The organism is Legionella navarrensis (genome assembly GCF_052527415.1).
In genome coordinates, this window is record NZ_JBNVZR010000007.1 from 84,029 (window position 1) to 106,109 (window position 22,081).

Consider the following 22,081-nt stretch of genomic DNA (forward strand, 5'->3'; position numbering starts at 1 on the left):
GCATCACAAGCTCATTAAACGCTCATCTCGGTCTTTTTTTGATATTTTGTGAGTTTCTGGAAGAGAAAAGGGTTTATGTAATCGGGGCACGTAGGCGGCAGGGTGAGTTGTCAACACGCCCTAAAGTAAAAGCGATTATTAATGATGTACTTTCAGGCAACCCTGGGGCAGGGGGCTCGTCGCTATTGCTTCTTTGCCTACCCTGCCCCAGGATTCAATATTGATAGCGCACCAGGTTTCAAAAGAATTTCCTATCTCTTTTTTCATGGCCTGGGGCTTTGATCCGATTTAAAACTACCATAGTACTCGTTTGTAACACCTGAGCGCGACCAAAAGCTCATGGTTTTAGGATGCGTTAACGCGTCGCTACTGAGCTGCTGAATCTTTGCCCAACTGTCGGCATAGCTGAACCATTTTGACTCTGCGTTTTGAATATGCGTCCATTGTTTGGCAACGGTAGACGGTACCGCCTTGGTGAGGCCATTGTCCAGCTGAATATTGACCCCGCCCCAGAGACCTACATTAAAATCTGTATCGATAATGCGCTGTTTGAGTTCTTTAATGTGAATTTGCCCATTTTTTTCAGCTTCAGGCGTAATGTGCGCTATAAAGGCCTCATGATGCTCCGCATGTAATCTCGATAAAATTGCTCTTTGCGGTCTCATGTCTCCGAAAACAGGTACAATGGCGCGCAAGGTATCAATATCCAGTACGTCAACTAAAAATTCAAATCGATCTTCCTCACGCAGTGCTTCCAATACGGATTCCAGACTATACAAGTTCTTGTCAATAAGGCTCTTGATTGTGTCAGCGTAAAGAACTCTCTTGATATAACTCAGTTGTTCAGCAGGGGCAATGTACCTTAATTGACTTTTAACATTGTAGTAACTTGTCGTTAGCGAATTAATTTTTTCTACGCCAACTACGGCTATTAAGTAGTCTGTTTTTGAGATGTCCTCTGGCAGAGTATTTCTTAAAAATTCTTCAAATTCGTAGCTGCTATTAAGTAATGCGCGTAGATTTTCAGGCTTGACCAGCGTCGATAACCATTGCATGCGAGATGCACTATCCAGATATCTAAGCATAGGGCTCAGTTCGTAGATTTTGTTTATCTCAAATGGGACAGCACTCTCTGATAACCAGGATAACCATTCAATACGGGCTTGTTGATAGGTACACCGCGACAGGATACTTAAAAAATCAGCTTGTGTGGTGATGAGAGAACCAGAGTACATTTTAAAGCGATTGATATAGACCAGTTGCGCTTCTTCATTCAATTTACATAAAAAACTAATATGAGCTCTTAAATCCATGCCATCAAGGGGTACCAGGCGCACAAGCTCAGCCCTGAGTTCGGATGATGGCAGCATGTGTAATATCTTTGAAAGGGCCTGTACTCTGGCGTCAGGATCGTCGCCCCCACATCTATCAAACAACGCTTCTGGAATCAGGTTCTTCACACAAAAATCTGCCAGGTCGGGGTATTGCGTTGCGTTAGCAAATTTTAACGCCTGTGCCGCACTCTCTGCCTCATGAAAGCTGGCTGGCGCATGCCCAAGGTGGGTTTCGATTTCTGACGCCAGGTAAAAAACAGGCAATGCCACCCTCTCTCCCTGCTCCTGAATGATGGCTCTCCATGCCGGCAAATCAACTGGGTTTTTCTCATTATTTATGAGACGTAATTTTTCGTAGATCCCGGCAAGATTCGATACGATTGATGGATCATTTTTTAAGTTGAATGTTTCGCAATACGATTCGCAGGCTGATAAGGCTTCCTCAACACACGCCTCTCCACCGAATAAAACCAAAAACAAATAAGCCGCCTGAGGCGCCTGTTCCCTCGTCATAAAACGAGCTTGGGACATGGCCTCTATTTCTGCAAACAAAAGATACACCGACCGGTAGGCCGCGAGCGTGGCGGATTGATCCAGATTGCGTAAGTAGCCATATGTTTGTTCATATAACGCGAATCTACGGGCAATAAAATCATAAGGTTCATCAGGTTCGTATTCGGACTGGGAAGAACTTGCCTGGCATTTTTTATTGCCAGACATTTCTGAATATAACCTTCTTCCCCTGGGTGAATGCTGAAGCGTGTGATAACGATCATATTTATCCATGAACGCCGGCGCCTCTGCGCGCTCGATCTCCGATAAATCCTGCCAGTTTATATTAAGGTATCGATATAATTGTCTGATGAACATTCCCAAACTCCCTTATCAAGAACAGAAGCGCAGTTTAATTAAAGGGACACCTAATGTAAACGTGTCCATTTTGCTTCACAGAATGTGCGCCGAACTACGGACTCAATAAAATTCAGAGTATCAATTGTTATGAGCCACAAACCTTAAAGCAGATGCGGGATTTCCGCCAGCCACAACAATATCTGCTGGTCCGTAATTGCAAATGAATAAACCTTTCTCCAGCTCATAGGCGTACTCATCGTCTACGTATTTACTGTTTATAACAATGATGATTCCCTTGAGAAGGGCCTCTTCGGGAGAGGGTGCCATCACCCTGTTTACCCCAACTATCCATTGTAAATCACCATCAGTAAAATAGTTTGTGGAATGAACGGAATACCCAAATATGTCGGTTTCAACGGCATCAATTTTTGTAGCGTGTTGCTGGATGGTGTTGAGAGAAGGGCAGGCTATTTGCTCACTATGGGCAATCGTTGCTGCTGTCAGAAGCGATATCGTCAGCCCAAACCGTCGTAAAAATTTTATATCCATGTAATTAAGACTCCTTGTAATTTTTGGCATTTCAGACCATTCAAGCATGGAGCCCGTTTTATTTCAATGGAAACAGTACTATTAAGTTCAACGAAGTAAAAAGCGCGATACGTTGATGTTACAGGCCAATTGTCAACACGCCCCTGATATAGAATAATCGAAGAATTTATTTTAGAGATTGTCAAACCACATAAACAGGAGATAGGGGTGCCCTTTAATATACTAAAAAAATGGTTAAGCATGGAAAAAGAACGAGGAGTTGAGGATCCTTTCTGTGCGGTTTTAAGCACGTGTAGCAGCTCAGGTGAGCCTCATAGTCGAGTGGTGGCCATTCGCGAAATTGAAACCGAGAGTCTTTTATTTTTTACCCAGAAAAAAACACGCAAGGTTGCTGAATTATTAAACAACCCTAAATCCTGTTTAAATTTTTTATTTGCAATGCAGAGCCGACAGGTTATTTTAGAAGGCATGGCAACCCCCCTTTCCCGTGAAGAAAATGAAGCTTTTTGGAAAACTCTTCCTCGTGAGCGCCAATTAAAATTTTCTACTTATGCCCCTTCCTCAGGTCTTGTCATTAAAGACCCAGGTCAATTGGAAGCCAGAAAAAAAGAATTGAGCGAACAATTTGCCAGCGCTCCTGTCCCCATGAGCGAATACTATTTTGGCTTTCGCTTTATCCCAAAAACATGGATTTTCTACACCGTCGGTTCAACTTCTTTTTCTGAGGTAGTTCGTTACACGAAGATAGAGGATTCCTGGAAAAAAGAATTAATTTCTCCATAGGTGATACCCTGTATTTGCTTTGTACTTTTGCTTTAGAGGCACATTTATAAATTATTTAAAATGCTATTTCATATTACATGGACAGGACGTGTGGAGTATTATCAGCAGGGGTTTTTGATTTAATGACCTGGCATACGCCTCGCGGTGTGACACCTGATCAAAGGGACGTATCATTGTGTAGTCCGGCCGCTGCGCTCAGAGTGACCGGCAGGTTTTTTCTATGGAGCAGCCCCGGTTGTCAAGGTAACACCGGTGCTGGCATCGGCGCTTAATCTGCAAAACAAAAAGGTGTTTTTCACGACTTTGTAGTTAGTTGGATCGATTTCCTGCTGAATGACTTCGGTTGTGCCGTCTTCGAATATGCGATACACGGTGCGCATCATGTGTACAGAATCCCGTCCTGTATAATCATGCTCGGAGGTAGCAACGAGGCGCATTTTATTACCGTGTTCGATATCTTTACCCACCCGCTCGTAAATATGATCGAAAACCACGCCCAGTGTTTTAGTTTCCCAGGGATCGACTTCGTTGTCGCTGTAATGGCATTTATCAACATCAATCACCATATTGACAGGCACGCCAGCGCGTAAGCTGGCAACCAGATCCGTATAGTTACTAATGTTGGCTGCGCCTGCCAGCGTACAGGCTGTCATGAGCAGTCCGGCAGTTATTTTTTGTATTGCGTCCATTTAACTATCTCTTCATGAGAATTGAAGACATTATCAGGAGAGTAAGACTGACAAGTCAAGATGCAGATTACTATCATTTCTCTGAGCAGTAACATTTAACACCACAGTTTTATTTAAATGTGCATACTAACTTTGCGCTGAAAAAACAGAGTGGTATACTTATGGTTCTATTTTTCTTTATATCGTAAGGGTGAGCCATACAGTGAATAAAAAAAGACCAATAAACCTTGATTTGGGGACCATGAAGTTTCCCGTTATGGCGATTGCTTCCATTTTGCACCGCATCTCCGGCCTTGCCTTGTTTTTGCTGCTGCCGGTGATGCTCTGGTTTCTGCATCAGTCTCTGGAAAGCGTGGAATCGTTTACTGCCCTGCAGACATCCTTGACAGGCACGGGTTATAAACTGCTGCTTCTCGCTTTCTGTGCGGCGCTGGTGTATCACGTTCTGGCGGGGATTCGCCATGTGTTAATGGATGTTGGACTGGGTGAACATCTCGTCGCTGGCCGTAACAGCGCTCGCTTTGTTATTGGCCTGGCGGTCATTTTAACTATTTTACTGGGGATCTGGATATGGTAACTAACGTCACCAGTTTAACGGGTAACGGTTTGAAGGATTGGTTGATTCAACGTGTTACTGCCATTTATCTGGCCGTATATACCCTGTTTTTATTTGGTTTTATTTTTTTGCATCCTCACGTTTCTTATGACGCCTGGGTAGCATTATTTCATTGTTCAGTGTTTAAAACTGCCAGCGTGATTGCCCTGCTTGCCATCCTGCTGCATGCCTGGATAGGGCTGTGGACGGTTACGACGGATTATCTTTCCTGTACAGCTTTGCGTCTGTCGGTGCAGATGCTGGTGCTGGCCTGGTTGCTCGGACAGTTTGTCTGGGCCTTAATGATTTTGTGGGGGCGGTAGTCATGGCAATTGCACGAAATAAATTTGACGCGGTAATCGTTGGTGCCGGTGGTGCCGGCATGCGCGCGGCACTTCAGATGGCCAGTTCCGGCCTGAAGGTTGCCTTGCTGTCCAAGGTGTTTCCTACCCGGTCGCATACCGTATCCGCTCAGGGTGGTATCACCGCAGCACTGGGCAATGCGGATGTCGATGACTGGCGCTGGCACATGTACGATACCGTCAAGGGCGCCGACTACATTGGTGACCAGGATTGTATCGAATATCTGTGTAAAACCGGGCCTGAAGCCGTGTATGAACTCGAGCACATGGGCCTGCCTTTCTCGCGCATGGAAAATGGCCGTATTTATCAGCGTCAGTTTGGCGGTCAATCCAAAAACTTTGGTGGTGAGCAGGCGGCGCGTACCTGTGCTGCAGCTGACCGGACAGGTCATGCCTTACTGCATACCCTGTATCAGCAGAATCTGAAAGCCAAAACCAACATATTCAGCGAATGGTTTGCGCTGGACCTGGTCAAAGACGCCTATGGCCGAATCGCCGGCGTGATGGCCATGTGTATTGAAACAGGCGAAGTAGTCTGCTTTCAATCGCGCGTCTGCATTCTCGCTACCGGTGGTGCCGGTCGTATTTACCAATCAACCACCAATGCCCATATCAATACAGGCGATGGCTTTGGCATGGCGTTGCGTGCCGGCATTCCGCTGCAGGATATGGAAATGTGGCAGTTTCACCCAACAGGCATTGCCGGTGCCGGAACGCTGGTAACCGAAGGCTGTCGCGGTGAGGGTGGGTATCTTATCAATAAAGACGGTGAGCGTTTCATGGAGCGTTATGCTCCCCGTGCCAAGGACCTGGCTTCCCGTGATGTGGTGGCTCGCTCCATGGCTCTGGAAATCCGCGCTGGCAAGGGCTTCGATCCGGCCGGTGTCGATCACGTTAAACTGAAACTTGATCATCTTGGTGCGGATCTGATTATGTCGCGTCTGCCCGGTATTCGTGAGTTGTCCATGAAATTTGCCGGCGTGGATCCCATCAATGAACCTATCCCGGTTGTTCCTACCTGCCATTACAGTATGGGAGGTATTCCAACGAACATGCATGGTCAGGTTATCAGTCGAAAAGACGGTGTTGAGCATCTGGTCGATGGTCTGTATGCCGTGGGTGAGTGCGCCTGTGTTTCGGTTCATGGTGCTAACCGTCTGGGTGGAAATTCGCTGCTTGACCTCGTTGTATTTGGTCGTGCCGCTGGTCTGCATGTAGAAGAACTGTGGCAGTCAAATCAGCTGCCGGAGCTGGCCTACGTCAGTGATGATGATCTGGATGCGGCCATGAGCCGTTACCGTCACTGGGATGAGTCAAGCAACGGCGAAAGCCCGGCTGTCATTCGTGATGCCATGCAACGCGTGATGCAGGAAGATTTTGGTGTGTTTAGAACCGGCGATGTCATGCAGCAGGGCTTATTGCGCCTGGATGCCTTACGTGAGCGTCTGTCGCATGCCAGCCTTCAGGATAAGAGCCAGGTATTCAATACTGAGCGTGTCAGCGCATTTGAACTGGATAATCTGATGGCGACCGCCTATGCTACAGCACAATCCGCTCTGGCACGTACGGAAAGTCGAGGCGCACACAGTCGCGAAGATTTCCCGAAACGCGATGACGCTAACTGGATTAAGCACACGTTGTATTTTGAAGAGGGTGATCGTATCGATTACCGTCCGGTGAATGCAGCACCTCATTACATCGAGCCATTTGAGCCGAAAGAACGCGTATATTAAAAAGGGTATGCTACCATGGCTGAAGAAAGAATGATTAACCTGTCCATATATCGTTACAACCCCGAGGTTGATGAAAAACCATATATGAAGCAGTATGACCTGGCAATCCCGGTTAAAAGTGATCCCATGTTGTTAACCCTGCTCGAGCGGATTAAAATCGAGCAGGATCCCACCCTGTCATTCCGACGCTCCTGTCGTGAGGGTGTCTGCGGATCAGATGGAATGAATATTAATGGTACAAACGGCCTTGCCTGTATCACCACTCTGTCGCAATTAAAAAGCGACAAAATTGTGATTCGCCCACTACCTGGTTTTCCGGTCGTACGTGATCTGGTGGTCGATATGAGCCAGTTTTATCACCAGTACGAACGCGTTGAACCCTATCTGCAAAACGCTGACGTGGCGCCTGCGCGCGAGCGTTTGCAATCACCGGAAGAGCGGGCACAGCTGGATGGATTGTACGAGTGTATTCTGTGCGCCTGCTGTACCAGTTCCTGCCCATCGTTCTGGTGGAATCCGGAGAAATTTGTGGGTCCAGCCGGCCTGTTGCAGGCACAACGCTTTTTAGCGGACAGCCGCGACACAGCAACGACTCACCGCCTGAACAAGTTACAGGATCCGTTCAGTGTGTTCCGTTGCCGCTCCATTATGAATTGCGCAAATGTTTGCCCGAAGGGACTCAATCCAACGCAGGCGATTGGCCATATCCGCCAACAAATGCTTGATCAGGAAACATAAATATCATGTTCCGGATCGCGGTTAACGACTGACGGCGATCCCGGGTACCTTTGGAGAATATTAAATGAGCAGTAACGACCTGCAAAATCAATGGTCATCCGCCTGGCTTTCTGGCGGCAGTATGGCTTTTGTTGACGCCCTTTACGAAGATTATCTTGCTGATCCCGCATCGGTTCCTGACGACTGGCGTAAGGCTTTCTCAGCCCTTGCCAACGGCAACGCCTCCTTAAAAGACGTGCCTCACCGTGATATACGCGCACATTTTCTGGATAATGCCGACAGCAAACGAGTCGCAGCCGTTGTTTCCGAAGACAGCAAGCAATACCAGGTCGCTAATCTGATAAATGCCTATCGCACACACGGACACCAGGCGGCTAAGCTGGATCCACTGGAGATGTCCGTACGTTTTCCGGTTCCCAGTCTCGATCTGGCTTATCACCAGCTTGGTGAGGCCGATCTGAACCGCGGCTTTTATCCCGGCAGTTATTTTAATGGCAGCCAAATGCCTCTGCGTGAGATTTATCAGGCTCTGAGAGACACCTATTGCGGCAGCATCGGTATTGAATACATGCACATTGCCGATAACGTCGAAACAGAATGGCTGCAGGGAAAAATGGAAGTGGCCCGTGGCCGTCCTCAGTTTGACGCGGCCAAAAAGAAAGAGATTCTTGCTGATCTGATCGCAGCAGACGGCCTGGAGCGTTACCTTGGTACGCGCTACGTCGGTCAAAAACGATTTTCGCTGGAAGGCGGTGACGCATTGATTCCCATGATGAAAGAAATTATTCGTCAGGGTGGCCAGCAAAATGTCAGGGAAATCATCATTGGCATGGCGCATCGTGGTCGTTTGAACGTGCTTGTGAACGTACTGGGTAAAGAGCCCGGTCGTTTGTTTGATGAGTTTGAAGGAAAAGTAAAATCCGAGCGAACCGGTGATGTGAAATATCACATGGGCTTTTCTTCTGATATTCGTACGGAAAGTGGCGCCATTGTCCATCTGGCCCTTGCCTTCAATCCCTCGCATCTGGAAATTATTGGACCGGTGGTGGAAGGATCCGTTCGGACGCGTCTGGAGCGCCGTGACGATCTGCTCAACAAAAACACCGTGGTTCCTGTGGTTATTCATGGTGACGCGGCCATGGCTGGTCAGGGCGTGGTAATGGAAACCTTTAACTTTTCTCAGGCCCGTGGTTATTCCACAGGAGGCACCGTACATATCGTTATTAATAATCAGATTGGATTCACCACCAGTAATCCGCAGGACTCTCGTTCTTCGCTGTATTGCACGGATGTTGCCAAAATGGTTCAGGCACCCGTTATTCATGTTAACGGTGATGATCCGGATGCCGTCGTATTCGCAACGCAGATTGCCTTTGACTATCGTATGAAATTCAAGCGTGACGTAGTGATTGATCTGGTTTGCTATCGTCGGCATGGCCATAACGAAGCGGATGAGCCGTCCGTTACGCAGCCAACCATGTACCAGAAAATCAAAACCATGCGCCCGCTGCGGGAAATTTATGCGGATGAATTGATTAAACAGCAGATCATCAGCAAGGTTGAAGTTGACAAACTGGTTGACTCTTATCGTGATACGCTGGACAAAGGCGAGGCGATCGTTGAGCTGGTTCATGGGGATTATCCTGGTAAGATCTCCATAGACTGGACGCCTTATATTGACGCGAAATGGACTGATAAGGCTGACACATCGATCAGCGCCACGGCCATCAAGCGCCTGTCAAAGACTCTGCACGAACTGCCTGCCGGTTTTGAATTGCACCCGGTCGTAGCTAAACTGATGGCGGATCGCGAAAAAATGAGCAGCGGCGAGTTGCCCATGAACTGGGGTTACGCCGAAACCATGGCCTACGCCAGTCTGCTGGATGAAGGCTATGGGGTTCGTTTGTCAGGACAGGATTGTGGTCGAGGCACCTTTGCGCATCGTCATGCTGTTCTGCACGATATTAAAACCGGTGAAAACTACACCCCGCTGGAAAAAACAGCCAAAGACTCCCTGAAGCCCTTTGTGGTGATTGACTCTGTTCTGTCTGAAGAAGCCGTACTGGCATTTGAATACGGATACGCTTCGTCAGCACCCTCATCACTGGTACTCTGGGAAGCGCAGTTTGGTGATTTTGCCAACGGTGCTCAGGTTGTCATCGATCAGTTCATCAGCTCCGGTGAACAGAAATGGGGACGCCTCTGTGGCCTGGTGATGCTGTTGCCACATGGTTATGAAGGTCAGGGCCCTGAGCATTCATCGGCACGCCTTGAGCGTTACATGCAGTTGTGCGCCCAGCAGAATATCCAGGTGTGTACACCCACAACACCGGCTCAAATGTTCCATTTGCTGCGTCGTCAAATGCTGCGTAATTTCCGCAAGCCCCTGATCGTGATGACACCCAAGAGTCTTCTGCGCCATAAGCTGGCGGTATCGCCTTTGTCGGATTTGACCAAAGGTAAGTTTCATACCGTTATTCCGGAAATAGATAAGCTGGACGCATCCAAAGTAACCCGCATCGTTCTGTGTGGTGGTAAGGTTTACTACGATCTGCTGCAGAAACGTCGTGATGAAGGATTGAATCACGTTGCCATTATCCGTATTGAGCAATTGTATCCATTCCCGAAAAAAGCTCTGGAAGCGGAACTGGCTAAATATGCAGGCTCTGCAGACGTTATCTGGTGCCAGGAAGAGCCAAAAAACCAGGGCGTGTGGTTCTCGTCCCGACATAATATGCAGGACTGTTTACCCGATAATCAATATCTGGGCTATGCTGGAAGAGAGTTTGCCGCATCACCCGCCGTTGGAAGTCCTATTTTGCATGCACAACAACAGGAGGCACTGGTTAACCAGGCGCTGAAGGGCTAATTACTAATACCTAATAAATAATGTAAGGACTAACCATGTCTATAGAAGTTAAAGTACCCGTATTACCGGAATCGGTAGCCGATGCGACCATCGCCACCTGGCATAAAAAAATTGGTGATCAGGTTACGCGTGACGAAAATCTGGTTGATTTGGAAACTGATAAGGTCGTTCTGGAAGTTCCAGCTCCTGCGGACGGCGTTTTGACAGAAATCATGTTTAAAGAAGGCGATACAGTTCAATCCAGCCAGCTGCTGGCTCGAATTGAAGCCGGTGCGGCCGCGGCTGTCAAGGCCGAAGCGCCTGTGGCTGCGTCCAGCACAGCATCTGCTGCCGTTGAACCGGCATCCGGCCCAGCCGTGCGCCGACTGTTGACTGAGCATGACCTGCAGCCAGCGCAGATCAGCGGTTCAGGAAAAGATGGCCGTCTGACCAAAGACGACGTAGTATCCTTCATTGAGTCAGGCCGTAAAGGCAGTGCTGACACGACAGGCACGGCAGCTCCAGCTGTCCAGCCAATGGGGCTGCGGGAAGAGCGTCGCGTGCCCATGACGCGCCTGCGTGCCAAAATCGCCGAGCGTCTGGTCGAGGCACAACACAATGCCGCCATGCTGACAACCTTCAATGAAGTTAATCTCAAGGCGGTCATGGATCTGCGCGCACAATACAAAGACAGCTTTGAGAAAAAGCACGGTGTGCGTCTGGGCTTCATGTCCTTTTTCACCAAAGCCGTGGTTGAGTCCCTGAAACGATTCCCATCTGTGAATGCCTCCATTGACGGCCAGGATGTGGTCTATCATGGCTACTATGACATCGGTATTGCCGTTTCTACAGAGCGTGGTCTGGTTGTTCCAGTCCTGCGTGATGCTGATCAGATGAGCATGGCCGGAATCGAAAAAAGCATTAATGATTCAGCCAGCCGAGCCCGTCAGGGTAAGCTGTCTATCGAGGAAATGCAGGGCGGTACCTTCACCATCACCAATGGTGGCGTCTTCGGTTCCCTGTTGGCAACTCCAATCATCAATCCACCACAGACCGGTATTCTGGGCATGCATAAAATTGAAGACAGGCCCGTGGTTGAGAAAGGTCAGATTGTTATCCGTCCCATGATGTACGTTGCTCTGTCTTATGATCATCGTTTGATTGATGGAAAGGAATCGGTGCAGTTTCTTGTCAGCGTGAAAGAGCTTTTGGAAGATCCGTCTCGTTTATTATTGAACGTATAACGGGTTATTAATTTATTTATAAAGGTAGCAAGAATGAATTTACATGAATACCAGGCCAAACAATTATTTGCAAGCTACGGTTTACCTGTTCCCAAAGGCTTCGTAGCCTACAATGTTGACGATGCGGTTCAGGTTGCCAGCATGCTGACCACACCGCGCTGGGTAGTAAAAGCCCAGGTTCACGCCGGTGGGCGCGGAAAAGCCGGTGGTGTCAAGCTGGTTTCCAGCAAGGAAGAGCTGGCTGCTGTGGCAAAGTCCCTGCTTGGTACCCGCCTGGTTACCTACCAGACAGATGCCAAAGGCCAGCCTGTTAACGCGGTACTGGTTGAAGAGACCTGTGATATTGCCCGCGAGCTGTATCTGGGAGCGGTCGTCGATCGCGCCACACAGCGTGTTGTAATCATGGCCTCAACCGAAGGCGGCGTTGAAATTGAAAAAGTCGCTCACGAAACACCTGAAAAGATTTTTAAAGTCGTGGTTGATCCACTGGTTGGCGTAATGCCGTTTCAGTGCCGCGATGTAGCCTTCAAACTGGGCCTGCAGGCTGACCAGATCCGAAGCTTCACTCATTTAATGACTCAGCTCGGTGAGATGTTCGTCAAATGTGACCTGAGCCTGTTGGAGATCAATCCGCTGGTTGTGACCGGAAGTGGGCAGCTTGTCTGTCTTGACGGTAAGGTAACCATTGATGGCAACGCTCTGTACCGTCAGCCCAAACTGAAAGAAATGCGTGATGCGTCTCAGGAAGATGAGCGTGAAAACCGCGCCACCGACTGGGAACTGAACTACATTCCACTCGACGGCAGCATCGGCTGCATGGTTAACGGTGCCGGTCTGGCCATGGCGACCATGGACGTGATTAAGCTGCACGGCGGCGACCCGGCTAATTTCCTCGATGTTGGTGGTGGCGCGACCAAAGAGCGTGTGACAGAAGCCTTCAAAATTATCCTGTCGGACGACAAGGTCAAAGGTGTACTGGTTAACATCTTCGGTGGAATTGTTCGTTGCGACCTGATTGCTGACGGTATCCTTGCTGCGGTGAAGGAAGTAGGGGTGACGATTCCAGTAGTCGTTCGCCTGGAAGGTAACAACGCGCAACTCGGTGCTGATATTTTAAATAAAAGCGACATGAATGTGATTGCTGCCAACAGTCTGACTGACGCAGCGAAAAAAATCGTGGCGGCAGTCGCCTGATTTTCACTGACATAAATTATTGAGGCAAGCAATGAGCGTATTAGTAAACAAGCAAACAAAAGTATTGTGTCAGGGATTCACTGGCAAACAGGGTACCTTCCATTCGGAACAGGCCATTGAATACGGAACCCGTATGGTCGGTGGCGTCACGCCTGGCAAAGGCGGTCAATCGCATCTGGGATTGCCGGTATTTGATACCATGCGTGATGCAGTAGAGGCCACAGGCGCTGATGCCAGTGTGATCTACGTGCCAGCTCCGTTTTGCAAGGACTCCATTCTGGAAGCGGCTGATGCCGGGATCAAACTGATCGTCTGCATCACGGAAGGGGTTCCGGTCCTGGATATGCTGCAGGTAAAAATTTACCTGAAAAACAACAGCGATGCGCGTTTGATCGGTCCTAACTGCCCTGGTATTATCACACCTGGCGAATGCAAAATCGGTATTATGCCTGGTTCTATTCATCTGCCCGGACGTGTGGGTATTGTGTCGCGCTCTGGTACCTTGACCTATGAAGCGGTCAAGCAGACTACGGATGCCGGTTTTGGCCAAAGTACCTGTATTGGTATTGGTGGCGACCCAATTCCTGGCACCAGCTTTATCGATGCACTGGAATTGTTTGAGAAAGATCCTCAAACGGAAGCGATTATTCTGGTGGGCGAGATTGGCGGCTCTGCGGAAGAGGAAGCGGCAGAATACATCAAATCCAACGTAAGCAAGCCTGTTGTGTCGTATATTGCCGGTGTTACTGCACCTGCTGGTAAACGCATGGGACATGCCGGTGCGATTATTTCTGGTGGCAAAGGAACCGCAGCTGAAAAATTTGCGGCCCTGGAAGCGGCCGGTGTCCGCACCGTACGTTCGCCTGCCGACCTGGCGGCGGCTGTAGCCGAGGTAACGGGCTGGTAAGCTACGCACCGAGCTGCTCCCTTCTCCCTAAACACAGGGAGAAGGGAGCTTCTCTGTGACAGAATGGATTTTTCTCTTATCCTGACGGCTGTGGATCCAATCTCAGCCTGTTCCCCCCACCCGGAGCTTTAATGAGTCGCTCTTACATAAGCAACTTCAAAATCCTTTTCGACGAACACGGGAACATTCTTCCCAATCTGCCCAGACAGGTGAGACAGCTTACCGAACAGCTGCTGCCTCTGGTTGCCAACGTCAGCAAAACACCTGATCAAGGTCCCAAAGATGTCATTGTCTGCTGGAAAAAAGTCGCACGGAAACGCTGTGCCGGTAAAATTGCGGCCAGCATTGAGCTGAGCAATCTGGATATAGTCTGGCATTGTCTCGTCTGCGGTGATCACGGCTCTATCAGTAACTGGCAGAACACGCGTTGGGATGGCTCGCATCGGTGATATGATGGGCCGCATCTGATTATTTTTTGAGCTACACTTAGTAAAAGAGCTGAGAGAATGCTTATGATATCAAGACATGGCTGGATCATCGGAATCTTGTTGCTGCTTGCTCTGTTCTGGTCAGAAGCTGCCGCCTGCCCTTGCTTTAATGAACGATTTCTTTATGACACGTTTATAAAAAACAAAAACATACGCTGTTTTGTGACCACGATTAATGACAAGGATTCCAGTGCCACGATTTCAAATCCTGTCAGTCAAGCCAGTTCAACTCTCAGTGATTGTCGTATTCACACCCAGTTCCAGACGCAGGCACAGAATCTTCCTGAAACCTCCACCGATCAATCCGTATGCATCCGCGTGATTCGACGCGCCTGTGAGATGCTGAAGGTGCCTGTGCAGATGTATTGATAACCTTGGGAACGTGACCTGGTTAAACTTTCATAACGGCCGAATCATATCCTGATGCGGAATTCCGGCATCCATATATTCGTCACCACACACAACAAAGCCCAGTTTCTCATAAAAAGGAATGGCATGAACCTGAGAGCTCAGCTTTGCCTTGCTGTAGGTCGTGTTTCTGGCCAGATCGGACAGGATACCGTTCATCAAATGCCTGCCGAGGTTTTGGCCCCGAAATGCATTCAGGATTGCAACCCGCTCAATTTTTGCAAATTCATCCACGTAGCGAACCCGTGCCGTTCCGCAGGCCTGATCGTTTACGTACAGCAGGAAATGCTCACTGTCCCTGTCCTTTCCATCCACTTCTTCATCCAGTGGTACCTGCTGTTCCTGGACAAACACTTCATTGCGAATAGCGAGGCAGCGTTGCAGGTCGTCTTGGGATAAAACACGTCGGGTTGAAATCGTCATAGCGTATCGTTGGTCAAAATAATTTCGCAATGTACGTTAATAAATTTTCATGGTCAACTGAAATCACACACATATCGTGCCGACTGATTAACTTCCTTCTGTGGTGTTTGCGTGTTCCGCTTAAAATCAATAAGATGGCAGCCTGATTTAAATTGAAATGAGGGATTCTCATGGCTGATTGGCAGAAGGTGGCAGATAGTCGTCGTAATTATGGCAAGTCCAGACTGGATGAAGAGCACATGGAGAAAAATCCCGTGGAGCAGTTCAAGCGCTGGTTTGCGGATGTAGCAGACTCAGAGACAGGTGACCCAACGGCAATGGTTCTGTCGACTGTGGACGAGCGAGGATTACCTGATTCGCGGGTAGTGCTTTTAAAGGGAATTGACAACAACGGGTTTGTTTTTTACACGAATTACGACAGCGTCAAAGCCATGCAGCTGCGTCATAAGCCTTATGCCGCGCTGAATTTTTACTGGCCGTCTCTGTCACGCCAGATACGAATTCGTGGCTCCGTAAGCTGCGCCAGCAGAGAGCAGTCGGATCAATACTTTGCCAGCCGACCCTTCGAGAGTCAGCTAAGCGCCATCGCCTCGCCACAAAGCCGTGAAATAAGCAGCCGTCAGTGGCTCGAGGACGAATTTAATAAACTGCTGGCCCGCCATGAGCAGGAACCCATTGTGCGCCCAGAGAACTGGGGAGGATACGTGTTGATGCCTGACGAAATGGAGTTTTGGCAAGGCCGTGATAATCGTCTGCATGACCGCCATCATTACCGTCTTCACGAGCAGGGCTGGCAGCGTCGACGCCTGGCACCCTGATCTTGTTTTAACCTGTCCGGCGCTTAAAAAAAATATTGTCAAAAAAATGTAAAGTAATAACTTGATGAAACCAGTGTTCTCTGACTAAGCTTAAAATTGTAATCAGACAGGCAGCAAAAGCCTCCCGTGAACTGATGCGGGAGCGCATGAAAAGCGCCTGAAAACAAGAGGGTATCAACATGAACGATATGAACGTTTTGTTACCACACATCAAATTACGATTAAACATCGATCATCCGACCTTTGAAGAATGCTATGCGTATGGATATGAATGTGCGGTTGCGGAAGTCGCTGAAGAGGAAAATCCTTTCGCCGAGGGTAGTGAAGAACATGAACAATGGGCGGAAGGCTGGTGGGCTGGGTTTTATGGTGAGGAGCCGTTGTTTCCCTTAAAGGAGGCCGGTGTTGAAGAGTCTCCGGTGACAGAAAATCTGGTGGCGGCAAATGAGCAGGAATATCACCCTTTTCTGGATAAAGTACTGGAAAAATGCCTCAATTTGACGGGTGCGCTGGTGGCCACGGCCATTGTTGGCTATCAGGTATTCGATCTGGTAGCCTGAAGCCTCAGGTCCAGCGTTCATCCGTCGTAAAGGATATGGTAAGCCAGCGCTGGGGGCTATCCTGCCCCAGCGCCAGGGCAATTTCATCACGAATCGCATCCAGGCTTTCAATTTTCGATATCTCATGTTCTTTGGGCAGCACAATATGAATTTCAATGAACTGCGCCCGTCCGATTTTAGCCACGTAGCTGGTGTAGGATGTGAAGCCCATCCGCATAATCAGCCCATCAAGATACAGGCGTACTTTCTGGTCTAGCCCAAAGGGAGCTATCAGGAAGATGTCGCGCATGGCGTCACGCACAGCAGCCATCGGTGCGAAAATCAGACAGGACGTGAGCACGATAAGTATCACCGGATCCACATAGGGAATCAGGTAGTGATAGGGGCTGTGCTCCAGCAGCTTTGCGATGCCAAAGGCAACGAGCAGAGACGAGGAGATCCAGGCCGAAATAAACCAGCTTTGAATGTCCAGGCGTAAAAACTCGGATTTCAGTCTGGCGTTTTTCCGGCGGACATAAACATAAAGCACTATGGATAGAATCGACATCAGCACCGCAAAGGCAAAAGCCCAGCCAAAATCCAGAACGCGCCCACCCGACAAAAGGCTGCCAATGGCGTTCATCAACGCATAGGCACACAGGAGAATCAGGATCCCACCATTAAAAACCAGCACCAGAGGTTCTACATGCCAGAATCCATACTGATAGCGGCGGTTTCCTTCACTGATCAGCAGGCGAACCACCAGTAAAGACATGACCGACATGGCTGTATCGGCCAGATTGAACATCCCATCAAAAACAATCGCCAGCGAACCGGACAGCAGACCAAACAGGACGCCGGAAGTGGCCAGTATAAAAGTAGCTGCAATCGATATTTTGAGTACGCGCTGTTCGGATTCGTTGTTATTGCTGGTCATGTTCGTTCTGCCCTGAACTGTTCTGGTGCCGGAGAGTTCCGATTATGCCAGTATAGCAGATTCACAGAGGGGGAGGGGCATAAGTAAACTGTTTTATTGCCCGGAAAAAACCGCCAGCAATTCCTGTACCGGTTGACGCGTCAGGGCGTTGCAGCTGATATAGCGTCTGACTGGAAAGGATGAAATCTGACCTGTCTGGTAATGGTGTCTGGTGAACGGGGTGTCATGATTGGACAGGATGACGGTAATGCCTTTTTCTGCACTGGCCATAGCCAGTTGCGCGAGGTCAATTTGATCCTGCTCTCCAAAATGCCTGTCAGTGTAGGAGACGAAACTGGCGCTGGCAGATAATGGTACGTAAGGAGGATCGCAGTAGATAACATCGCCGGGAACAGCCAGAGCAAAGGTAGCGCGAAAATCGTTTTGAATAAAACGCACGCCATGGCTTTTTTCGTGAAAGTACAGCATTTCTCTGCGCGGAAAATAAGGTTTGCTGTAACGGCCAAAAGGAACGTTAAATCCACCGCTCTGATTGTAGCGGCATAGACCGTTATAGCCGTGACGATTGAGGTACAAAAACAGAGCCGCCCGTCGCCGGGACGCTTTGCACTGGTTGAATTCTTCACGCATCAGATAATAGCGGGTGGCACAGTTGTTTTTTGCGACGAACAGCTTTTCACAGTAATCAATAAAAGCCGGGCCTTGTTGCTGTACGTGCTGAAACAGATTGACCAGATCTGGATTTTGTTCGGCCAGCAGATAGCTGCTGTATTGTGAGTTCATGAAAATGGCACCAGAGCCAGTAAACGGCTCTATCAGCCGCTCGGCTTCGGGCAGGGCGGAGAGGATGGTGTTGATGCAGCGGAACTTACTGCCGGCCCACTTGAGAAAAGGTTTCGTTCTGGTCATATTGAAAACAAAAATGTATTGTCAGAAGTATTACGCAATTTCACGTCAAAGGATAGTCCCTGCGCTTAAAAACTGTGTTTTGAAAGATCACTGTCATATAGGGTAAACTGGGCAGACAGGATAGGTTTACCTCCGGGGACATTGCATGAATCGCACCGTATCATTTGCCGCTGGCCTTGTTTTGGTCTGGATTGTCGGGTATTTATTAATCGCAGGCCGCAGCCTGTTGATTCCGATTGTCATAGCCATATTTATCTGGCATCTGCTGAATACAGCCAACGTGTCCATCAGGCACTTACCGGTCATTGGTAAAAAGCTGCCACAGTGGCTTAGCATGATACTGGCGCTGGCCCTGATGTCTGTTCTGGTTAAAATTCTGATAGATATCATTGCAAACAACGTCAATGAAGTCGTGGCCGCCTCGCCACGCTATCAAGATAACCTGACGGCTATTTTCAACCGCATCGACAGTTATTTTCATATTAAAATTCTGGCGAATGTCAGCAATTTTTTAAAAGGGCTGAGCGTTCAGAATCTGATAGTCAATATCTATGGTATGTTCACCACCATCACTGGTTCGGCAGTTCTTATTACCCTGTACGTCGTATTTTTGTTTGTCGAACAGCATTTTTTTCAACAGAAAATGGATGCGCTGTTTCCACAGCCCGGTCACCGTGAGCTGGTCAATAACATCCTTAAGCATATTGTGAACGATACGCAGACCTATCTGGGCCTGAAGACCCTGTTAAGCATTATCACGGCCACGGCCAGCTGGGTGATTATGAAGTGGGTAGGGCTGGATTTTGCCGAATTCTGGGCCCTGCTCATCTTTTTCCTGAATTTTATTCCCAACATAGGCGCTATCATCGCCACGATGTTTCCTACGCTGCTGGCTCTGGTACAGTTTGACACCTGGCTGCCCTTTGTTGTGATTACATCCGGGATTGTCAGCGTTCAGTTTGTGGTGGGTAATGTGATCGAACCAAAATTTCTGAGCCGATCCCTGAATCTGAGTCCGCTGGTTATTTTGTTTGCCCTTGCTTTATGGGGAGCTGTCTGGGGGGTGCTGGGCATGTTTTTGTCCGTTCCCATTACCGTAATGATGATGATTATTTTCGCGCATTTTGAAAAAACCAGGCCGATAGCCATTCTTTTGTCCAAAGACGGCTTGATTCAGAATGCCTACGCGCCCATTCCACCGTCTGCGGATACCATGAATTAACGACTTTGCAACTGCCACGAAAAAGCGCATAATAGCAGCTTTTTGACGAGCATAAAAAACCATGAAACAACTTGTCGAGCAGATCCTGTCCAATGCCTTTAACCGACTGAAGTCTGAAGGAAAAATTCCCGCAGATGTATCGGCCGAAATCAAGGTCGAACGCACCAAAGACAGCAGTCATGGTGATTTTGCCTGCAATCTGGCTCTCCTGCTTGCCAAACCCTGCCGTCAGGCACCCCGTCAGGTTGCTGACATGCTGGTGGCTGCCATGGAGAGCCATGAGCAGCTTGATCGGGTCGAGATTGCCGGCCCCGGTTTCATCAATTTTTTCCTGCGTGCCGATGCCCTGACTCAGGTTGTCAAAACGGTATTGGAGCAGGGTGAGCAGTTCGGTCGCAGCCGTATCGGCAACGGGCAGAAAGTGCTGATTGAATTTGTGTCTGCCAACCCCACGGGGCCCCTGCACGTTGGGCATGGGCGCGGAGCTGCTTATGGCGCAACCCTGGCTAACATCATGAGTGCGGCAGGCTATGATGTCAGTCGCGAATATTATGTGAACGACGCAGGCCGGCAAATGAATATTCTGGCTGCCAGCGTCTGGATGCGCTATCTGACCATTGCCGGTGTAGACAGTGTGTTTCCAACCAATGCCTATCGCGGTGATTACGTACAAACAATAGCCCAGAACATTTTTGATCAGCACGGCCACCGATATGCACAGCCCTGGTCTCTTATCAGCGAGGGTCTCCCAGCCGATGAGCCGCAGGGCGGTGACAAGGAAATCTACATTGACGCCCTGGTTGAACGCATGAAAAAGCTGCTGGGTCAGGAGGGGTTTGTCTACATTCATGGCCAGGCCCTGAATTCGGTGCTTGATGATATCAAAGACGATCTCGATGGCTTCGGCGTGCGCTTTGAAACCTGGTTCTCTGAGCAATCCCTGCTTGACAGTGGAGCCATTGACGAAGGCATCAATGCGTTAAAGCAGGCTGGCTGTACCTATGAAAAAGAAGGCGCTCTGTGGTTTAACGCGACTGCGTTTGGCGACGAGAAAGATCGGGTTCTGGTGCGTGCCAATGGTCAGACTACCTATTTTGCCTCAGACGTAGCCTATCACTGGAACAAGTATAATCGACAGTTTGACCGCGTCATCGATATTTTCGGTGCTGACCATCATGGTTACGTGTCGCGCATTACCTCCGCCGTAAAGGCCCTGGGGCATGATGAAACAGCACTGACCGTTTTGCTGGTGCAGTTTGCGATTCTGTACCGCCAGGGTGAGCGGGTGCAGATGTCTACACGAAGCGGTTCTTTTGTTACCCTGCGTGAGTTGCGGGAAGAAGTCGGCAACGATGCGGCGCGTTTCTTCTATGTCATGCGTAAACTGGAACAGCATATGGATTTTGATCTGGATCTGGCAAAATCAGAATCCAGCGACAATCCGGTTTATTACATCCAGTATGCTCATGCCAGAATCTGCAGTGTGCTGCGTCAGTTGCAGGAGCGGGGGCTGACCTGGGATGAGCGAACCGGGCTTGAGCATCTGAACAGGCTGACCGAGCCACAGGAAGTCGCGCTGCTGACCCTGCTGGATCGGTACCCCGAGCGTCTCGAAGCCGCAGCCAGAGATTGCGAGCCTCATGTTCTGGCTTATTATCTGCGCGAGCTGGCCAATGGTCTGCACAGCTACTACAATGCGGTTCCTTTGTTATGCGAAGAAGAAACCCTTCGCTGCGCCCGCTTATGCCTGTTGACAAGTACGCGTCAAGTGTTGCGTAATGGCCTGCAATTATTAGGTGTATCCACTCCCGAGAGTATGTAACATGGCCAAATCCTATGCTGGAAATCGTAGATCAAGACCGCAACAACAGTCCTCCGGCCGTTTTGTTGTTGCTCTCGCTTCTTTTTTATGCGGTTATCTGGCGGCGACGGTGTTTGATGTAGCCAGCCTGAGTGCCTGGGTTAATAAAAACGTGCTGAATCAAAACAACAAAAACAGCAAACCCGTGGCCAATGTTGCAGTAAAACAATCGGAATTACCCAAACCAAAGTTTGAATTTTATACCCTGCTTTCCAAAGACAACAGCGCGCCGGTCGTGAACAGGCCGGCACCTGCGACCACAACAGCCGCACCCGCGGCAGCCGTTGTGGCTACACAGAAACCCGCAATTACCCCTGCCGTTCAGGCGGCGGCCCAACAGGCCACACAGGCTGTAGCGGTGGCAGAAAGCCGGCCGGTGGCGCCTGTTGGCAAGCCAGCCCCAGCCAGAGGATCCTATCAAATCCAGATTGCATCCTTTAATCGCCGTGGTGATGCGGAGCATTTGAAAGCTTCGTTACTGATGCGGGGGTTTGATGTGGGGGTTGTGCCTGTCACGCAGCGAAACATGACCTGGTACCGTGTGATTATCGGGCCGTTTGTATCTCGAAGCGATGCTGAAAAAGCTCAGGCTGTGGTGGCGCGCAGTGAGCGTATGCAGGGTATGATTCGCAAAGTTGAAGGCTAAGG

At 49.2% G+C, this 22,081-nt stretch carries 22 protein-coding genes; 16 read left to right on the forward strand and 6 right to left on the reverse strand.

What is annotated here, in order from left to right:
- Positions 1–263: 263 nt before the first annotated feature.
- Together ACQUTA_RS06100 and ACQUTA_RS06105 are read right to left on the reverse strand one after the other, a co-directional pair.
- The gene (locus ACQUTA_RS06100; RefSeq protein WP_444987333.1) at positions 264–2,120 is read right to left on the reverse strand and encodes a hypothetical protein; all 1,857 of its coding nucleotides are present in this window, start codon (positions 2,118–2,120) and stop codon (positions 264–266) included.
- 204 nt (positions 2,121–2,324) lie between these two features.
- Entirely contained in the window at positions 2,325–2,735 is a 411-nt protein-coding gene (locus ACQUTA_RS06105) for a hypothetical protein (RefSeq protein WP_444987334.1), read from the reverse strand.
- Between the two features lie 240 nt (positions 2,736–2,975).
- On the opposite strand from ACQUTA_RS06105, the gene ACQUTA_RS06110 reads away from it, so the two are divergent.
- The gene (locus ACQUTA_RS06110) at positions 2,976–3,518 is read left to right on the forward strand and encodes a pyridoxamine 5'-phosphate oxidase family protein (protein WP_444987335.1); all 543 of its coding nucleotides are present in this window, start codon (positions 2,976–2,978) and stop codon (positions 3,516–3,518) included.
- 218 nt (positions 3,519–3,736) lie between these two features.
- On the opposite strand, the gene ACQUTA_RS06115 is transcribed toward ACQUTA_RS06110, so the two are convergent.
- Complete coding sequence (locus ACQUTA_RS06115; protein ID WP_444987336.1) at positions 3,737–4,207, reverse strand: VirK family protein; 471 nt, start codon at positions 4,205–4,207, stop codon at positions 3,737–3,739.
- 202 nt (positions 4,208–4,409) lie between these two features.
- Between ACQUTA_RS06115 and sdhC the strand changes: the two genes are divergently transcribed.
- The 10 genes from sdhC (at position 4,410) to ACQUTA_RS06165 (ending at position 14,685) form a co-directional block, all read left to right on the forward strand.
- On the forward strand, positions 4,410–4,784 hold the full coding sequence (gene sdhC, locus ACQUTA_RS06120; RefSeq protein ID WP_444987337.1) for a succinate dehydrogenase, cytochrome b556 subunit: 375 nt from the start codon (positions 4,410–4,412) through the stop codon (positions 4,782–4,784).
- Positions 4,778–5,125: a succinate dehydrogenase, hydrophobic membrane anchor protein gene (sdhD, locus tag ACQUTA_RS06125; protein ID WP_444987338.1), complete on the forward strand. Its 348-nt coding sequence runs from the start codon at positions 4,778–4,780 to the stop codon at positions 5,123–5,125. Before sdhC ends, sdhD begins: the two co-directional genes overlap by 7 nt.
- A 2-nt stretch (positions 5,126–5,127) precedes the next feature.
- On the forward strand, positions 5,128–6,897 hold the full coding sequence (gene sdhA / locus ACQUTA_RS06130) for a succinate dehydrogenase flavoprotein subunit (protein ID WP_444987339.1): 1,770 nt from the start codon (positions 5,128–5,130) through the stop codon (positions 6,895–6,897).
- A 15-nt stretch (positions 6,898–6,912) separates the two neighbouring features.
- Complete coding sequence (locus ACQUTA_RS06135; RefSeq protein ID WP_444987340.1) at positions 6,913–7,635, forward strand: succinate dehydrogenase iron-sulfur subunit; 723 nt, start codon at positions 6,913–6,915, stop codon at positions 7,633–7,635.
- 64 nt (positions 7,636–7,699) lie between these two features.
- Positions 7,700–10,504, forward strand: coding sequence for a 2-oxoglutarate dehydrogenase E1 component (locus ACQUTA_RS06140; RefSeq protein WP_444987341.1), 2,805 nt, complete (start codon positions 7,700–7,702; stop codon positions 10,502–10,504).
- A 35-nt stretch (positions 10,505–10,539) separates the two neighbouring features.
- On the forward strand, positions 10,540–11,727 hold the full coding sequence (gene odhB / locus ACQUTA_RS06145) for a 2-oxoglutarate dehydrogenase complex dihydrolipoyllysine-residue succinyltransferase (protein WP_444987342.1): 1,188 nt from the start codon (positions 10,540–10,542) through the stop codon (positions 11,725–11,727).
- A gap of 33 nt (positions 11,728–11,760) precedes the next feature.
- Positions 11,761–12,921: an ADP-forming succinate--CoA ligase subunit beta gene (gene sucC / locus ACQUTA_RS06150; protein WP_444987343.1), complete on the forward strand. Its 1,161-nt coding sequence runs from the start codon at positions 11,761–11,763 to the stop codon at positions 12,919–12,921.
- Positions 12,922–12,952: 31 nt separating this feature from the next.
- Entirely contained in the window at positions 12,953–13,828 is an 876-nt protein-coding gene (gene sucD, locus ACQUTA_RS06155; protein WP_444987344.1) for a succinate--CoA ligase subunit alpha, read from the forward strand.
- Between the two features lie 131 nt (positions 13,829–13,959).
- A complete protein-coding gene (locus tag ACQUTA_RS06160) occupies positions 13,960–14,277 on the forward strand; it encodes a hypothetical protein (protein WP_444987345.1) in 318 nt (105 codons plus the stop codon).
- Between the two features lie 57 nt (positions 14,278–14,334).
- Complete coding sequence (locus ACQUTA_RS06165) at positions 14,335–14,685, forward strand: hypothetical protein (protein WP_444987346.1); 351 nt, start codon at positions 14,335–14,337, stop codon at positions 14,683–14,685.
- A 30-nt stretch (positions 14,686–14,715) separates the two neighbouring features.
- Here the strand turns inward: ACQUTA_RS06165 and ACQUTA_RS06170 are convergent, their stop codons facing one another.
- Positions 14,716–15,147, reverse strand: a complete 432-nt coding sequence (locus ACQUTA_RS06170; protein ID WP_444987347.1) for a GNAT family N-acetyltransferase — start codon at positions 15,145–15,147, stop codon at positions 14,716–14,718.
- 170 nt (positions 15,148–15,317) lie between these two features.
- On the opposite strand from ACQUTA_RS06170, the gene pdxH reads away from it, so the two are divergent.
- Positions 15,318–15,965: a pyridoxamine 5'-phosphate oxidase gene (gene pdxH / locus ACQUTA_RS06175; protein ID WP_444987348.1), complete on the forward strand. Its 648-nt coding sequence runs from the start codon at positions 15,318–15,320 to the stop codon at positions 15,963–15,965.
- Between the two features lie 179 nt (positions 15,966–16,144).
- On the forward strand, positions 16,145–16,525 hold the full coding sequence (locus tag ACQUTA_RS06180) for a transmission trait enhancer LetE (RefSeq protein WP_444987349.1): 381 nt from the start codon (positions 16,145–16,147) through the stop codon (positions 16,523–16,525).
- A 4-nt stretch (positions 16,526–16,529) separates the two neighbouring features.
- Here ACQUTA_RS06180 and ACQUTA_RS06185 read toward each other — a convergent pair whose 3' ends face one another.
- Positions 16,530–17,441: a cation diffusion facilitator family transporter gene (locus tag ACQUTA_RS06185; protein WP_444987350.1), complete on the reverse strand. Its 912-nt coding sequence runs from the start codon at positions 17,439–17,441 to the stop codon at positions 16,530–16,532.
- A gap of 93 nt (positions 17,442–17,534) precedes the next feature.
- Positions 17,535–18,350, reverse strand: a complete 816-nt coding sequence (locus ACQUTA_RS06190; RefSeq protein WP_444987351.1) for a Dam family site-specific DNA-(adenine-N6)-methyltransferase — start codon at positions 18,348–18,350, stop codon at positions 17,535–17,537.
- 145 nt (positions 18,351–18,495) lie between these two features.
- Between ACQUTA_RS06190 and ACQUTA_RS06195 the strand changes: the two genes are divergently transcribed.
- The 3 genes from ACQUTA_RS06195 (at position 18,496) to ACQUTA_RS06205 (ending at position 22,079) form a co-directional block, all read left to right on the forward strand.
- Positions 18,496–19,572, forward strand: coding sequence for an AI-2E family transporter (locus ACQUTA_RS06195; RefSeq protein WP_444987352.1), 1,077 nt, complete (start codon positions 18,496–18,498; stop codon positions 19,570–19,572).
- A 61-nt stretch (positions 19,573–19,633) separates the two neighbouring features.
- Positions 19,634–21,394 carry an arginine--tRNA ligase gene (gene argS / locus ACQUTA_RS06200; RefSeq protein WP_444987353.1) on the forward strand — a complete coding sequence of 587 codons (1,761 nt, stop codon included), beginning with the start codon at positions 19,634–19,636 and terminating at the stop codon, positions 21,392–21,394.
- A gap of 1 nt (position 21,395) precedes the next feature.
- A complete protein-coding gene (locus tag ACQUTA_RS06205; protein ID WP_444987354.1) occupies positions 21,396–22,079 on the forward strand; it encodes an SPOR domain-containing protein in 684 nt (227 codons plus the stop codon).
- Positions 22,080–22,081 lie beyond the last annotated feature (2 nt).

What these genes read in the sequence shown, in the direction of transcription:
- ACQUTA_RS06110 (WP_444987335.1), top strand. Translation starts at nt 2,976, where the DNA reads ATGGAAAAAGAACGAGGAGTTGAGGATCCTTTCTGTGCGGTTTTAAGC.
- ACQUTA_RS06105 (WP_444987334.1), bottom strand. Translation starts at nt 2,735, where the DNA reads ATGGATATAAAATTTTTACGACGGTTTGGGCTGACGATATCGCTTCTG.
- argS (WP_444987353.1), top strand. Translation starts at nt 19,634, where the DNA reads ATGAAACAACTTGTCGAGCAGATCCTGTCCAATGCCTTTAACCGACTG.
- sucD (WP_444987344.1), top strand. Translation starts at nt 12,953, where the DNA reads ATGAGCGTATTAGTAAACAAGCAAACAAAAGTATTGTGTCAGGGATTC.
- ACQUTA_RS06115 (WP_444987336.1), bottom strand. Translation starts at nt 4,207, where the DNA reads ATGGACGCAATACAAAAAATAACTGCCGGACTGCTCATGACAGCCTGT.
- sdhA (WP_444987339.1), top strand. Translation starts at nt 5,128, where the DNA reads ATGGCAATTGCACGAAATAAATTTGACGCGGTAATCGTTGGTGCCGGT.
- ACQUTA_RS06205 (WP_444987354.1), top strand. Translation starts at nt 21,396, where the DNA reads ATGGCCAAATCCTATGCTGGAAATCGTAGATCAAGACCGCAACAACAG.
- sucC (WP_444987343.1), top strand. Translation starts at nt 11,761, where the DNA reads ATGAATTTACATGAATACCAGGCCAAACAATTATTTGCAAGCTACGGT.
- pdxH (WP_444987348.1), top strand. Translation starts at nt 15,318, where the DNA reads ATGGCTGATTGGCAGAAGGTGGCAGATAGTCGTCGTAATTATGGCAAG.
- ACQUTA_RS06180 (WP_444987349.1), top strand. Translation starts at nt 16,145, where the DNA reads ATGAACGATATGAACGTTTTGTTACCACACATCAAATTACGATTAAAC.
- ACQUTA_RS06160 (WP_444987345.1), top strand. Translation starts at nt 13,960, where the DNA reads ATGAGTCGCTCTTACATAAGCAACTTCAAAATCCTTTTCGACGAACAC.
- ACQUTA_RS06170 (WP_444987347.1), bottom strand. Translation starts at nt 15,147, where the DNA reads ATGACGATTTCAACCCGACGTGTTTTATCCCAAGACGACCTGCAACGC.
- ACQUTA_RS06195 (WP_444987352.1), top strand. Translation starts at nt 18,496, where the DNA reads ATGAATCGCACCGTATCATTTGCCGCTGGCCTTGTTTTGGTCTGGATT.
- ACQUTA_RS06140 (WP_444987341.1), top strand. Translation starts at nt 7,700, where the DNA reads ATGAGCAGTAACGACCTGCAAAATCAATGGTCATCCGCCTGGCTTTCT.
- ACQUTA_RS06100 (WP_444987333.1), bottom strand. Translation starts at nt 2,120, where the DNA reads ATGGATAAATATGATCGTTATCACACGCTTCAGCATTCACCCAGGGGA.
- odhB (WP_444987342.1), top strand. Translation starts at nt 10,540, where the DNA reads ATGTCTATAGAAGTTAAAGTACCCGTATTACCGGAATCGGTAGCCGAT.
- sdhD (WP_444987338.1), top strand. Translation starts at nt 4,778, where the DNA reads ATGGTAACTAACGTCACCAGTTTAACGGGTAACGGTTTGAAGGATTGG.
- ACQUTA_RS06165 (WP_444987346.1), top strand. Translation starts at nt 14,335, where the DNA reads ATGCTTATGATATCAAGACATGGCTGGATCATCGGAATCTTGTTGCTG.
- ACQUTA_RS06185 (WP_444987350.1), bottom strand. Translation starts at nt 17,441, where the DNA reads ATGACCAGCAATAACAACGAATCCGAACAGCGCGTACTCAAAATATCG.
- ACQUTA_RS06135 (WP_444987340.1), top strand. Translation starts at nt 6,913, where the DNA reads ATGGCTGAAGAAAGAATGATTAACCTGTCCATATATCGTTACAACCCC.
- ACQUTA_RS06190 (WP_444987351.1), bottom strand. Translation starts at nt 18,350, where the DNA reads ATGACCAGAACGAAACCTTTTCTCAAGTGGGCCGGCAGTAAGTTCCGC.